Annotated in this window: 10 protein-coding genes; 4 read left to right on the top strand and 6 right to left on the bottom strand. The window is 60.3% G+C overall.

The genetic code is table 11. From position 1 onward, the window contains the following. Positions 1 to 9 precede the first annotated feature (9 nt). The 3 genes from OP496_RS04490 to pilB all read right to left on the bottom strand — a co-directional run bounded on the left by OP496_RS04490 (position 10) and on the right by pilB (position 3,939). Positions 10 to 852 (bottom strand): A24 family peptidase, encoded by an 843-nt coding sequence (locus OP496_RS04490; RefSeq protein WP_280562282.1) that lies wholly within the window; start codon positions 850 to 852, stop codon positions 10 to 12. Positions 853 to 931: 79 nt separating this feature from the next. After that, the gene (locus tag OP496_RS04485; protein WP_280562281.1) at positions 932 to 2,164 is read right to left on the bottom strand and encodes a type II secretion system F family protein; all 1,233 of its coding nucleotides are present in this window, start codon (positions 2,162 to 2,164) and stop codon (positions 932 to 934) included. Between the two features lie 32 nt (positions 2,165 to 2,196). Next, positions 2,197 to 3,939, bottom strand: a complete 1,743-nt coding sequence (gene pilB / locus OP496_RS04480; protein WP_280562280.1) for a type IV-A pilus assembly ATPase PilB — start codon at positions 3,937 to 3,939, stop codon at positions 2,197 to 2,199. A gap of 340 nt (positions 3,940 to 4,279) precedes the next feature. Here pilB and OP496_RS04475 point away from each other — a divergent pair, with 340 nt between their 5' ends. Then, a complete protein-coding gene (locus OP496_RS04475) occupies positions 4,280 to 4,708 on the top strand; it encodes a pilin (RefSeq protein ID WP_280562279.1) in 429 nt (142 codons plus the stop codon). A 129-nt stretch (positions 4,709 to 4,837) separates the two neighbouring features. Here OP496_RS04475 and OP496_RS04470 read toward each other — a convergent pair whose 3' ends face one another. After that, complete coding sequence (locus OP496_RS04470; protein WP_280562278.1) at positions 4,838 to 5,122, bottom strand: hypothetical protein; 285 nt, start codon at positions 5,120 to 5,122, stop codon at positions 4,838 to 4,840. A gap of 303 nt (positions 5,123 to 5,425) precedes the next feature. Here OP496_RS04470 and OP496_RS04465 point away from each other — a divergent pair, with 303 nt between their 5' ends. Continuing rightward, a complete protein-coding gene (locus OP496_RS04465) occupies positions 5,426 to 6,901 on the top strand; it encodes a TrkH family potassium uptake protein (RefSeq protein ID WP_280562387.1) in 1,476 nt (491 codons plus the stop codon). A gap of 4 nt (positions 6,902 to 6,905) precedes the next feature. On the opposite strand, the gene OP496_RS04460 is transcribed toward OP496_RS04465, so the two are convergent. Both OP496_RS04460 and OP496_RS04455 read right to left on the bottom strand, forming a co-directional pair. Continuing rightward, a complete protein-coding gene (locus tag OP496_RS04460) occupies positions 6,906 to 8,084 on the bottom strand; it encodes a 1-acyl-sn-glycerol-3-phosphate acyltransferase (RefSeq protein WP_280562277.1) in 1,179 nt (392 codons plus the stop codon). Further along, a complete protein-coding gene (locus tag OP496_RS04455) occupies positions 8,081 to 9,010 on the bottom strand; it encodes a recombination-associated protein RdgC (RefSeq protein ID WP_280562276.1) in 930 nt (309 codons plus the stop codon). The genes OP496_RS04460 and OP496_RS04455 overlap by 4 nt, the downstream gene beginning before the upstream one ends. Before the next feature lie 353 nt (positions 9,011 to 9,363). On the opposite strand from OP496_RS04455, the gene gyrA reads away from it, so the two are divergent. Together gyrA and serC are read left to right on the top strand one after the other, a co-directional pair. Continuing rightward, positions 9,364 to 12,060 (top strand): DNA gyrase subunit A, encoded by a 2,697-nt coding sequence (gene gyrA, locus OP496_RS04450; RefSeq protein ID WP_280562275.1) that lies wholly within the window; start codon positions 9,364 to 9,366, stop codon positions 12,058 to 12,060. Positions 12,061 to 12,115: 55 nt separating this feature from the next. Further along, positions 12,116 to 13,201, top strand: a complete 1,086-nt coding sequence (serC, locus tag OP496_RS04445) for a 3-phosphoserine/phosphohydroxythreonine transaminase (protein ID WP_280562274.1) — start codon at positions 12,116 to 12,118, stop codon at positions 13,199 to 13,201. Positions 13,202 to 13,207 lie beyond the last annotated feature (6 nt).

The following is a 13,207-nucleotide window of genomic DNA, read 5'->3' as shown; positions in this document are numbered from 1 at the left end:
GCAAATTCCTCATAAGCCGGTCCAGGCGCGTAGTGGGGCGCCGAAGAGTACCGCGATCCAACCGGCGAGGGCGAGAAAGGGACCGAAGGGGAGTGGCATGCCGCGCAAGCGTGACAGCGAGAGCTGCAACATCCCCCCGATGATCGCACCCAGCCCGGCGGAGAGCATCAGTAGCATCGGCAGCATCGTCCAGCCGAGCCAGGCACCCAGCGCCGCCAGCAGCTTGAAATCACCGTAGCCCATGCCTTCCTTTTTGGTCAGCCACTTGAACAGCCAGTAGAAGCTCCACAGCAGCACATAACCGGCCATTGCGCCGACAACGGCATTCTCGAGCATATAAGGCTGAAAGAAGAGCTGATAAAGCAGGCCGGCCCAGAGCAAAGGCAGTGTGATGATATCGGGGAGCAACTGGGTGCGCAGATCGATGACGGCCAGAACCAGCAACGCCAGGCACAGTCCGCTCCAGGCCAGCGCTGCCCAGGTGGCGCCATGCACGATGATGACGCTCGCCATCAACAAGCCCGCCATCAGTTCGATCAACGGATATTGCACGCTGATACGTGCCTGGCAGTGCGCGCAGCGGCCACGGCGCTTGAACCAGCCAATGAGAGGCAGGTTGTCGTGCCAGGCGATGGGCTGGCGGCAGCTCGGACATTGCGAGCGTGGCGTGCACAGGTTGTAGCGCGCTACCTCTTCCGCGGGTAGCGCCAGCGCATCGCGGGATTCCTGACGCCATTGCTGCATCAGCATTACCGGCAGACGTACGATCACGACATTGAGAAAACTGCCCAGCAAGGTACCGAGGACGAACGCCATGATGGCCAGCCACGGTAAAGGAATATCGGCGAGCAACGTGCCACTCCTGCAACGAACGCGCCCGGCAAAATGCCGGGGCGGATGAATGAGAAACGTACCAATGTCTGAGGTCTGTCTAGATTGCCGACCCCATCTCGAAGATCGGCAGGTACATCGACACCACGAGACCGCCGACCAGCACGCCCAGCACCACGATGATGAAGGGTTCGAGCAGCGATGTCAGGGCGTCGACCTTGGTGTCGACGTCTTCCTCGTAGAAATCCGCCACCTTGTTGAGCATCGCGTCCAGTGCGCCGGATTCTTCGCCGACCCCGATCATCTGCACGGCCAGGTTGGGAAAGCGCCCGGTGGCGCGCATGGCGAAGTTGAGTTGCTGGCCGCTGGCGACGTGTTCACGCACCTCGTTGATGGCACGCTGGTAGATACGGTTGCCGGTCGAGCCTGCTGCGGTATGCAGCGATTCGGCCAGGGGCACTCCGGCGCTGAAGGTCGTCGCCAAGGTTCGCGAGAAACGCGCTACCGACGACTTGTCGAGGATATCGCCGATCACCGGCAGGCGCAGTATCAGCCCATCGATGTGATAGGCGAAGCGCGGCGAGCGCCGTATGCCGAGACGTATCAGCAAGCCGGCAGCGATGAAGGCGCCAAGCACGTGTGGCCAATAGGCCTGGACCCACGTCGAGAGATGGATGGTCAATTGCGTGAAGGCGGGTAAATCGGCGCCGAAGCCGCGAAACAAACTCTCGAATTGCGGTACGACCTTGACTAGCAGCAGGGCGGTCACCCCCATGCCCACGAGTACGACGGCGGCGGGATAATAAAGCGCCTTGCGCACGCGGGACCGCAGCGAGTCGATCTTTTCCTTATAGCTGGCGACGCGCTCCAGCATGCGATCCAGCGAGCCGGATTGCTCGCCGGCTTCGACCATGTTGACGAACATGCGATCGAAATGCTGTGGATGCTGCGCGAGTGCTTCGGAGAAGCTGGCGCCGGCCGAGACTTCATTCATCAGTATCTCGATGAGATGGTGCATGGCGGGGCGCTTGAGGCTTTCCGAGACCACGCTGAACGCCTGTAGCAAGGGAATACCGGCACGGATCATGGTCGCCATCTGGCGCGCGAACAAGGTGATGTCCTGCGGGCGTATGCGACCCAGCCCGAAAGGGCTGCGCACGCGCTGAATCCGCTTGACGAGGATGTTCTGACGCCCGAGTTCCTGACGTACGCCCATTTCGTCCGCAGCGACCAGTTCACCTTGAATGGTTTCACCGCGTGAGTTCTTGCCCTTCCACCGCCAGCGGTGCAGGACGACGCGCCGAGGTGCCTTGCTGCGTGATGCTATCGCCATGTCGTTGTCCTCATGTCACTTGACCGGATCGCTCATTCCAGCACCACGCGATTGATCTCCTCGAGACTAGTAATGCCTGCGAGTACTTTGCTCAGACCGCTGCGCCGCAGATCGGGATGGCCTTCTTGACGGGCCAGTTCACCGAGTTCCAATGAATTGCCGTCGGCCATGATCAGTTTGCTCATGGCCTCGCTGACGGGGAGTACTTCATAGAGACCGACGCGCCCTTTGTAGCCGTGGGTGCATTGCGTACAGCCCGTGGCGCGATAGCAGGTCGCGGTCTCGATTTCGTCTGTCGTGAAGCCCGCCTCAAGGAAGAGTTGCCGAGGAAGCTCGACAGGTGACTTGCAGTGGGGGCACAACTGACGCAACAGGCGCTGGGCGACGATCAGCGTTACCGAGCTTGCAATGTTGTAGGCCGCCACGCCCATGTTGCGCAGTCGCGTCAGGGTTTCGGCCGCTGAGTTGGTGTGTAGCGTCGACAGTACCAGGTGGCCGGTCTGCGCGGCCTTGACGGAGATCTCTGCGGTTTCCAGGTCGCGGACCTCACCGACCATCACGACATCGGGGTCCTGGCGCAGGAAGGCGCGCAGTGCGCTGGCGAAATCCAGCCCGATCTTGGGCAGCACATTGACTTGGTTGATGCCATCCAGCTTGAGCTCGACGGGGTCCTCGGCGGTGGCGATGTTGCGCGCGTCGGTATTGAGAATGTTGAGCCCGGTATACAGAGTCACGGTCTTGCCGCTGCCGGTAGGACCGGTGGCGAGTATCATCCCCTGCGGCTGGGCGAGCGCGTGTTCGAACAACGCCTTTTGCGATTCGCTGAAGCCTAGTGCATCGATTCCCAGGCGTGTAGCGCCGGCATCCAGCAAGCGCAGCACGATTTTCTCGCCGTGGACCGTGGGTAGCGTGCTGACGCGGAAGTCGATGGTGCGAGAGGCCGAGACACGCAGTTTGATGGCGCCATCCTGCGGCAAACGACGCTCGGAGATATCCAGACGCGACATGACCTTGAGACGTGCCGAAAGACGGGCGCGCAAATTGAACGGCGGCCGCGCCACCTCGACCAGGATGCCATCGATACGAAAGCGGATGCGGAAAGTCGACTCATAAGGCTCGAAGTGAATGTCCGAGGCACCACGCCGCGCGGCATCGAGCATCATCTTGTGCACGAAGCGCACCACCGGGGCATCGTCGTCATCGGTGTCGAGCCCTTCATTGAGAGGCTCTACATCGTCGAGGTCGAGCGTCTCGAGCGCTTCGCTGGCATCATCGAGGGCCTCGAGCATACCGTGCGTCTCGCGCTGGACGAGATACCGCTCGATGGCCGGCTGCAACTGATCGGCGGCCACCAGCACGCCCTCGGCGGTGAGGCCGGTAGTGAATTGCAGTTCATCGAGTTTGGACAGCGTCGAGGGGTAGGGGATCGCCACACTGATATGGCGCTCGCCACGCGCTAGCGGCAAGATCCCGAGACGGCGAATTAGTGTGTCGGACAGCCCCTCGCCGATGGGCAGGCGCTCGGTACTGATGGCTTCCAGATCGACGAACGGCAGGCCATATTCCCATGCGGCACTCTGGGTGGCCTCGCGCGCGGCAACCCAGCGTTGCTCGATGACATACTCGAGCACTGACTGATGCGTATCGTGCACGGCCTCCATGGCATGCTGTGCCTTGGATTCCTCGATCCGGCCTTCCGTGACCAGGCGTGCGGCGAGCCCTTTCAAAAGCGGCCTGCCGGAGGCGGGAGGATACGATGATGAAGACGAGTGCATAAGCGTTTCGACACCAAAAGGAGCGACCAGATGGGGCGGCCGATACCCCGTAATTTCTCGCATTCTACCCCATGCATGACCGCTTTAGTGACCTTGGGCATGAGATATCTAGTCAATTAGTTTTTTCATGTAATCGACCGAAATCGGGAAAACTTTAATCTCGATTATCTTGCCAGCATGATAAGTGTAATTTAATGTAACATCGTGGGCGGCTGCCTCGCGGAGAGCCGGCAGGGGCGGCACATCGCTGGAGCGTCCGCAACGCGTCATCATCCGCCCCGTCGGGCTCGCCAAAAAGGCGAACAACAGGGCATTCAACAAGGGGGTACAGGAGAACTCAATGGAACATCAACAACGCGGTTTTACACTCATCGAACTCATGATCGTCGTCGCGATCATCGGCATCCTCGCCGCCATCGCCATCCCGCAGTATCAGAACTACGTCGCGCGTTCGGAAGTCAGCTCTGCACTCGCGACCCTCAAGTCACTGCAAACGCCGGCGGAACTGGCGGTTCAGGAGGGCTACACGCCCTCGGCAGCCTCCGATCTTGGTCTTTCGGATAGTGCAGTTCAGAATGGTAAAATTACGGTTGATCAGTTCGGTGACGACAAAAAGCAACCGAAACTGACCTTTAAGTTTGATGATGAAGGAAATTTCTCCAACGAAACTTTGACGCTTGAGCGCCAAGACGATGGAGGGTGGGAATGTACTGCATCGAAAGGTATTAGCGACGATGTCGTGCCTGATAGCTGTGTTGCCAATAGCTAAGGTGTGACCAAGCGACTTTCTAACAAGCAAAAGGCCGGCAGTCGCCGGCCTTTTAGATTCTCTCGTATCCCTTTCGTTCTTCTTCCTTCCCTCTTCCTTCTTAAAACTTCCAGCTTCCAGCTTAAACCTTCAGTACAACGCCTTCCCTTCGTCGACGACTTCCTTCAACACTTCCAGAAACAGTCGGTCGGCTTCCGAGTGCTCGCTAGGGTCTTCGGGAATATGCACGCTGGTATTGTCCGAGATTTCGTTGGCAATGGTAGCCCACATTTGTTGACTTTCGCCGTCGGTGTAATGGGCGCGGGCGATGCTGAGCGATTGCTCGAGAATCGCCGGATCCTGCAGCAGTTTCTTGATGAATTCACGCAGCTCGTTGATGATCCGGACTTTCTGCATTTCGGACGCGGAACTCATGGGCTCTCTCCGTATGGCCGTGTGGCCGTGTGGCGCATGCGGTATCGCGTGCCGTGCGGTTACGGCGTCGCGAATCGACTCGCAGGATGATGTCGCGGACGATAGCACATCGTCGCGGTGGACGGCAGTAGACCTGTCATGGTGAATGGAAGGCCGCAAGGCGCGCGAGTGGAGACGCGCGAGTAGAGAAACGACCGTGCACCCTTTATAGTAGCGCCCGTTTATAACGATGCGCCGCTTTATCGTGCCAGCGTGGATCATGGGACGTCGGCGACGCAGGGGCGAGGAGGAAGGCTGGTGGCGGTGATACACCCACGCATCAAGCGCAGCCTGGTAGTGTCCGCGCCGGTGGTCAGGATTCTGGCGGTATTGCTGGGCGTGCTGGCGATCTTGATGATCGTGCCGCTCGGCGTGCTGACCCTGGAGAATGACCCCGACCGCATTGCCTTCGCGCTGTCGATCGCCATCGTGGCGGGTGCTGCATGCCTTATGTGGTTGGTCACGCATGGCATCGAGATTCTGCTGCGTCCGCGTCAGATGTTCATTCTTACGACCTTGAGCTGGGTGCTGGTGAGTGCCGGGGCTAGCCTGCCGTTGATTCTGGGGGCGCCGCAACTGTCCTTCGCTGATGCCGTCTTCGAGTCCGTCTCGGCGATCACCACCACCGGGTCGACGGTGCTGGTGGGCATCGACGGTCTCTCCGACGGCCTTAAATTGTGGCGCGGCTTGATGCAGTGGCTGGGTGGTATCGGCATCATCGTCATGGCGATCGCTATCCTGCCGTTTCTCAAGGTCGGCGGCATGCGTTTGTTTCAAACCGAGTCGTCGGACTGGTCCGACAAGGTGCTGCCACGCGCTGGCGGTATCGCCAAGGCGAGTGGCGCCATCTACCTGGGCGGAACCTTGCTGGCAATGCTGACGTACTACCTGGCGGGCATGACGCCGCTGGATGCCGTCGTGCATGCCATGAGTTCCATGGCCACCGGAGGCTTTGCCAACTCGGATGCGTCCTTCGGGGTCTATCATGAGCGTCCGCTGATTCTGTGGTTGGCCTCGTTCTTCATGCTGTGCGGCGCGCTGCCGTTCGTGCTGTTCATTCGCGCGTTGCGCGATACGCCGAATGTCCTGTGGCGGGACCAGCAGGTGCGAGGGCTGATGGGGCTGTTGGCGGTGGTGATACTGGGATTGACCGCGTATCGCGTCGCCGGGGGTGTGCCGTTCTTCGAAGCGCTGACCCAAGTCGCCTTCAACGTCATCTCGGTGGTCACCACCACCGGCTATGCCTCCGACGACTACACTCAATGGGGGCCGCTGGTCGTCGCTGCGTTCTTTTATCTGACCTTCGTTGGCGGCTGTAGCGGGTCCACGAGTGGCGGCATGAAAATATTCCGCTTTCAGATCGGCGCCATCATGCTGTTCACTCAATTGCGCCATCTCGTGCATGCTCAGGGGATCTTCGCGCAACGCTATAATGGCAACCCGCTGAGCGACGAAGTCGTGCGCGGGGTCATCGCGTTTTCCTTCTTTTTCTTTCTGACGATTGCAGGTCTGGCGCTGGGACTAGCGCTGCTGGGGCTTGACCTGGTGACGGCGCTTTCGGGGGCGGCCACCGCCGTCTCCAACGTCGGCCCTGGCCTGGGGCCGGTCATCGGACCGGCGGGTAATTTCGCGTCGCTGCCCGACGCCGCCAAGTGGCTCTTGAGTCTGGGCATGTTGATGGGGCGCCTTGAAATCCTCACCGTGCTGGTGCTGTTGACGCCCACGTTCTGGCGGAAGTGACGCGTCAGGCGTCTTCCTCGATATATCCGGCGCGGTTGAGAATGGGGTTGGCGTATTGGCGTAGCCACCAATGACGCAGGTGATCGGGTACCGTGGCCAGGCGTGCTTCAAAGCGTGCACGGTCGGCATCGGTGACCTCGCTCAAGTCGACCAGTTCCGGTGCCAGCCCCGTGGCCTCTAGCGCGAGTTGGTGGCTGGGGAACATATGGTAGTGAGCCAGTACCTGGTGATCGATTTCCTCGGTGACAGCTTCCGGGCTCGCGAAATCACTTCCCAGGGGCGTGCCGAAGGTCAGGCGGATACGGCCCTTGTGGCCTGTGATGCCGGCGACGATGGATTGAATATCCTCGAATTCGACTTTGTCGTAACGGCCCTCCGTATGACGGGCGTACAACTCGCGTGCCTTCTGCAGATCGCAGGGGTCGTATTCGTAGCTGATGGATACCGGCACGAGGCGTAGCTCGGATACTGCGGCACCGATATCGGCCTCGCCGCCGTCCATGCGCTGGGCCATGCCCAGCATCTTGACGATAGCGGTATCGGCGCAGTCGATACCGTCCTTGGCGCGCCCTTCGCGCTCGGCGATCCAGATCGAGTGATTATCCGTGGTGATCGAATGGCGGATATAGCGCGATAACGTCTGATACGCCTGCAGCATCGCTCGCTTGCCCTTGGCCGAACGCGGCACGATGAAACTCTTGTTGAGACGCATCAGATCATTGACGAATGGCTTTTGTAGTAGATTGTCGCCAATCGCGATGCGTACGGTATTGCGTCCTTTCTGGTAGAGCGCGTAATTGACGAACGCCGGGTCCATGGCGATATCGCGATGATTGCCGATGAATAGATAGGCCTTGTCGGCGTCGAGGTGCTCGAGCCCTTCGATCTCGAAGGCATCCGTGGTGGTGGCGATCATTCGCGCCATATAGCGGGCGATGCGTTGCTGAAAGGCGGCGACGCTCTCGATGTTGCGCATTTCGTGTTGTAGCCCTAGACGCGCGATGAAACGCGCCACGGGAGGCGCGTAACGCGCCAGCCGGGGGAGGCGAAAGTGCGTGATCGCATCGAGCAGTTCGTCGCAATGGGCCAGACGGTCGAGTACCGTCGCCACCTCATCGTCTTGATAAGGACGAATGGCGTCGAAATCTTGGGGAGCGGATTGGGGAGTCGGTGCGTGCGTCATGATGTAGGCGCTGCCGGGTCGGCTTCGCCGCCCAGCCATTCGATGAGTTGTTCGATGAATCCAGAGAGCACTTGGGCCATGAGAGCGAAGTCCGTTTCCAGGCGTAGCGTGGGGTCGTCATCGCCTTCTTGTTGAGCGGCTTCGTCGAGCACGGCGTCGGCGAAGCGCAGCGATTTGAGTGTCAGGTCGTCGTGCAAGACCAGCGATAGCTGATCTTCGACATCCAGCGCCAAGCGGCTAGCCTGACGCCCACTGGCGAGCACACTTTGCACTTCTTCGCCGTCGAGGTCGATGCCTCGTGCACGCCACACGCCATCGTCGCCATTGGCGTCCTTGAGTTCGACCTGATCGCCCAGCTGCAGCCCTTCGGGACGCGAAGCGATATCCGCGAGCCAGGCGGTCATGCTGCGCGAGGGCAGTTGGCGCACGGCCAGCGGCGTGACCTTCAACGAGCCCAGCGACTGACGCAGCAGGTCGAGAGCATCCTCGGCGCGGGCGCGGCTGGCGCAATTGACGGCGATGAGGCCACGACGAGTATCCCACCATATATCAATGCGCTGGCTACGCGTGAAGGCGCGTGGCAGAAATTCCTCCACGACCTGTTCCTTGAGTGCCTGGCGCTCGCGGCGTGGCAATGGGCGACCTTCGGCAGCCTCGCGCTCGGCGGCGCGTTCTTCTACTTCCTCGCGGACTACCGAGGCTGGTAGCAGGCGTTCTTGGCGCAGCAGTGAAAGCAGGCGATGGCCCTGGATCTCATGGGCGAGCTGTTGACCGTGCCGCCCCGCAGGGCGTTGCCAGCCGAGGCGCTTGCCTTCACTCGGCGACACTGGACGAAAGGCGAAGGCCTCCAGAGCCGATTCGAGTGTCTCGAGCGCGATGGGTGTCGTGTCGTGCAGGCGGTAGAGATGCAAGTGCTTGAACCACATGAGCCTATTCCGTCACAAAGGGGCTCATTATGGCGAAACGCCAAGGCGGGTGCCACTCCCCAGTCGGATGCACGTATCAGCGGTATATGAAAAGGCGTGTTTTGCTCGCGCTCGTGCGGAGCGAGCGATTGCATTGACCAAGCCTGCCGCATTGCCATGTGAAATGGTATGATGGCGTGATTCGGGCCCTTTGAGGTGTGGGCCCGCCATCGAAGCTCAATGATTGCTGTGACAGCCATTGGCGTCGAGCGCTGAAGAGTGACCTGCGGGGCTTCGTGCTCCGTGAGGTCGCTGTTCGTTTCATTCAGTGCCATGACCGATGGTATGGCGCGGTGCAAAGGATTGAACGACCCATGGGTGAGATCGCCAGAGAAATTCTGCCAGTCAATATCGAGGACGAGCTTAAACAGTCGTATCTCGATTACGCCATGAGCGTGATCATCGGCCGTGCGTTGCCGGATGTACGGGATGGCCTCAAGCCCGTACACCGGCGCGTATTGTTCGCCATGCATGAACTCAGCAATGACTGGAACAAAGCCTACAAGAAATCGGCCCGTGTCGTGGGTGATGTGATCGGTAAATATCACCCGCACGGGGATAGCGCGGTCTACGACACCATCGTGCGTATGGCGCAGACATTCTCGATGCGCTATGTGCTGGTCGATGGTCAGGGTAACTTCGGTTCCATCGACGGTGACAGTGCGGCGGCGATGCGTTACACCGAGGTGCGCATGGCACGCCTCGCCCATGACCTCCTCACCGATCTGGAAAAAGATACTGTCGACTGGGTCGACAACTACGATGGCACCGAACGCATCCCCGAGGTGTTGCCGACCAAGGTCCCCAACCTGCTGGTCAACGGGGCCTCGGGCATCGCTGTGGGCATGGCGACCAACATCCCGCCGCACAACATGCGCGAGGTAATCGATGGCTGCCTGGCACTGATCGACGATTACACGCTCAGCATCGACGATCTCATGGCGTATATCCCGGCCCCCGATTTTCCCACCGGCGGGATCATCAATGGCCGTGCGGGAATTCTCGATGCGTACCGTACCGGGCGCGGGCGCATTTATGTGCGGGCTCATCATACCATCGAGCATGACGACAAGACCGGACGCGATCACATCATCGTCACCGAACTGCCTTATCAGGTGAACAAGGCGCGCTTGATCGAGAAGATCGCCGAGCTGGTCAAGGATAAGCGTATCGACGGCATCGCCGAGTTGCGCGACGAGTCCGACAAGGAAGGTCTGCGCGTGGTGATCGAGGTCAAGCGCGGCGAGTCCGGCGAAGTGGTCGTCAACAACCTGTTCGCACATACTCAGCTGCAGACCGTATTCGGCATCAACATGGTGGCGCTGGATAACGGCCAGCCGAAGATCCTGAATCTCAAGGAGATTCTCGAGTCGTTCATTCGCCACCGTCGTGAGGTGGTGACGCGGCGCACGTTGTTCGAGCTCAAGAAGGCGCGCGACCGTGGCCATATTCTCGAGGGTCTGGCCGTGGCGATCTCCAACATCGATGATGTGATCGAACTCATCAAGGCGTCGCCCTCGGCCACCGAAGCCAAGGAAAAGCTGGTCGCACGTGCCTGGCAACCGGGGCAAGTCACCGGCATGCTCGAGCGCGCCGGAGCGACGTCCTGCAAGCCGGAAGATCTCGACGAAGGCTACGGACTCGCCGACAACGAGCGTGAATACCGCCTGTCACCGGCCCAGGCGCAGGCCATTCTGGAATTGCGCCTGCACCGTCTGACGGGGCTCGAAACCGAAAAATTGCTCGACGAATACCTGTCGATCCTCCAGCGTATCGCCGAGCTCAACGAGATTCTCGCTTCTCCGGAGCGGCTGCTTGAGGTCATTCGCGAGGAACTTGGCGCGATTCGCGATCAGTACGGCGATGACCGCAAGACCGAGATCCAGGCCAGCCATCTGGACCTGACCATCGAGGATCTGATCAACGAAGAAGACATGGTGGTCACCATCTCGCGCAGCGGCTATGCCAAGACGCAGCCGCTTTCCGACTACCAGGCTCAGCGGCGTGGCGGACGTGGCAAGTCGGCGACCACCATGAAAGACGAGGACATCATCGAGCACCTGTTGGTGGCCTCGACGCATGACACCATGCTGCTGTTCTCCAACCGTGGCAAGGTCTACTGGCTCAAAGTCTACGAGATGCCCAACGCCAGCCGTGGTTCGCGCGGCAAGCCGCTGGTCAACATGCTGCCATTCGATGATGGCGAGTCGATCAACGCCATCCTGCCGGTACGCGAATACCGCGACGACTGCTACATCTTCTTCGCTACCGCCAAGGGGACCGTCAAGCGGACCTCGCTGGAGCAATTCTCGCGGCCGCGCAGCGTGGGCTTGATCGCCATCGACCTCGAAGAAAACGACCGCCTGGTCGGCGCCGCGATCACCTCCGGCAACGATCATGCGATGCTGTTCTCGTCCAACGGCAAGGCCATTCGCTTCGAGGAAGGCAACGCACGCGCCATGGGCCGCACCGCTCGTGGTGTACGTGGCATGCGCCTGCAGGGCGACGCCGAGGTGATCAGCTTGATCATTCCGCAATCGTTGACCATCGATACCGAGGCCGACGACACCGGTGACGTTGCCGAGGAAACTCCGGTCCAGGCGGTCAGTGAAGATCAGGCCTATATCCTGACCGCCTCCGAGAATGGCTATGGCAAACGCACGCGTCTCGATGAGTTTCCGCTGCGTGGACGCGGTGGGCAAGGAGTCATCGCCATGCAAACCTCGCGGCGCAATGGTGCCATGGTGGCGGCGATTCAGGTCCGCGACAGCGATGAGATGATGCTAATCACCGACAAGGGCACATTGGTGCGCACGCGGGTCGAAGAAATTTCGGTCAGTTCACGTAATACGCAAGGGGTTACCCTGATTCGCACTGGCGAAGGCGAGCGTCTGGTCGCTACGGTGCGGGTCGATGAGCCAGGCGAGGCGCTAGCCTCCGATGAAGAAGGGGCGGTGATCGAAGAGGCGACGCCCGCGCTGGATGATGACGAGGCGCCACAAGGCGATTGAGTCTCAATGCGGCCGCTCCTTCGTGAGTGGTCGTTTTACGTTTGGAATCACGCTGATGACACGCAAGTTCAACTTCTGTGCCGGTCCAGCGGCGCTGCCCGGCCCCGTGCTTGAGCGCGCCCGCGACGAATTGCTCGACTATCAAGGGCGCGGCCTGTCGGTCATGGAAATGAGCCACCGCAGCGATGCTTTCGCGGAAATCGCTGCGCGTGCCGAGCGCGACCTGCGTGCGCTGCTGGCCGTGCCCGACAATTATCGCGTTCTGTTCATGCAGGGCGGCGCATCCAGCCAGTTCGCGATGGTGCCTTATAATCTGCTGGGCACGGGCGGTACACCGAACTATCTATACACTGGTATCTGGGGCAAGAAAGCGATTGCCGAGGCACGCCATCTGGCGGGTGCGCACGTGGCGGCCTCCAGCGAGGCCAATGGACTGACCGCGGTGCCGCGGCCTGAGGACATCGCCTTGTCGTCGGATGCTGCCTATCTGCATTATACGGCCAACGAAACCATCGGTGGCCTGGCATTCGATTACATTCCCGAGGTCGGTGACGTGCCGCTGGTATGCGATATGTCGTCGTCGATTCTCTCCGAGCCGCTGGATGTGTCCCGCTTCGGCGTCATCTATGCCGGAGCGCAGAAGAATATCGGCCCGGCGGGGCTGACGTTGGTCATCGTGCGTGACGATCTGCTCGAGCGCGCCTTGCCGAACACACCGACCATGTTCAACTATCGTGTCATGGCCGAGAACGGCTCGATGTTCAATACGCCGCCGACGTATGCCTGGTATCTGGCGGGGCTGGTCTTCGACTGGTTGCGCCACGACATGGGGGGAGTCGAGGCGATGGACCGGCTCAACGCGCGCAAATCCGAAAAGCTATATGCGACCATCGATGCCAGCGACTTCTATTCCAGCCCCATTGCCATGTCCAATCGTTCGCGCATGAACGTGCCGTTTGTGCTGGCCGATGAGTCGCTCAACGATGCGTTCTTGAATGATGCCGAGGCGGCGGGGCTTTTGAATCTCAAGGGCCACCGCAGCGTAGGCGGCATGCGTGCCAGCCTGTACAACGCCGTGCCGGAAGCGGCAGTGGATGCGCTGGTCGATTTCATGCGGGAGTTCGAACGACGCCATGGCTGATCATGA

The organism is Chromohalobacter sp. 48-RD10 (assembly GCF_029889785.1).
Taxonomy (GTDB): domain Bacteria; phylum Pseudomonadota; class Gammaproteobacteria; order Pseudomonadales; family Halomonadaceae; genus Chromohalobacter.
The sequence above is the reverse complement of the archived record's forward strand: the minus strand, read 5'-3'. Positions and strand labels throughout refer to the sequence as shown.

Bases quoted from the DNA above. Each gene is read 5' to 3' on its own strand.
- OP496_RS04485 (WP_280562281.1), bottom strand. From the start codon at position 2,164: ATGGCGATAGCATCACGCAGCAAGGCACCTCGGCGCGTCGTCCTGCAC.
- pilB (WP_280562280.1), bottom strand. From the start codon at position 3,939: ATGCACTCGTCTTCATCATCGTATCCTCCCGCCTCCGGCAGGCCGCTT.
- OP496_RS04475 (WP_280562279.1), top strand. From the start codon at position 4,280: ATGGAACATCAACAACGCGGTTTTACACTCATCGAACTCATGATCGTC.
- OP496_RS04470 (WP_280562278.1), bottom strand. From the start codon at position 5,122: ATGAGTTCCGCGTCCGAAATGCAGAAAGTCCGGATCATCAACGAGCTG.
- OP496_RS04460 (WP_280562277.1), bottom strand. From the start codon at position 8,084: ATGACGCACGCACCGACTCCCCAATCCGCTCCCCAAGATTTCGACGCC.
- OP496_RS04455 (WP_280562276.1), bottom strand. From the start codon at position 9,010: ATGTGGTTCAAGCACTTGCATCTCTACCGCCTGCACGACACGACACCC.
- gyrA (WP_280562275.1), top strand. From the start codon at position 9,364: ATGGGTGAGATCGCCAGAGAAATTCTGCCAGTCAATATCGAGGACGAG.
- serC (WP_280562274.1), top strand. From the start codon at position 12,116: ATGACACGCAAGTTCAACTTCTGTGCCGGTCCAGCGGCGCTGCCCGGC.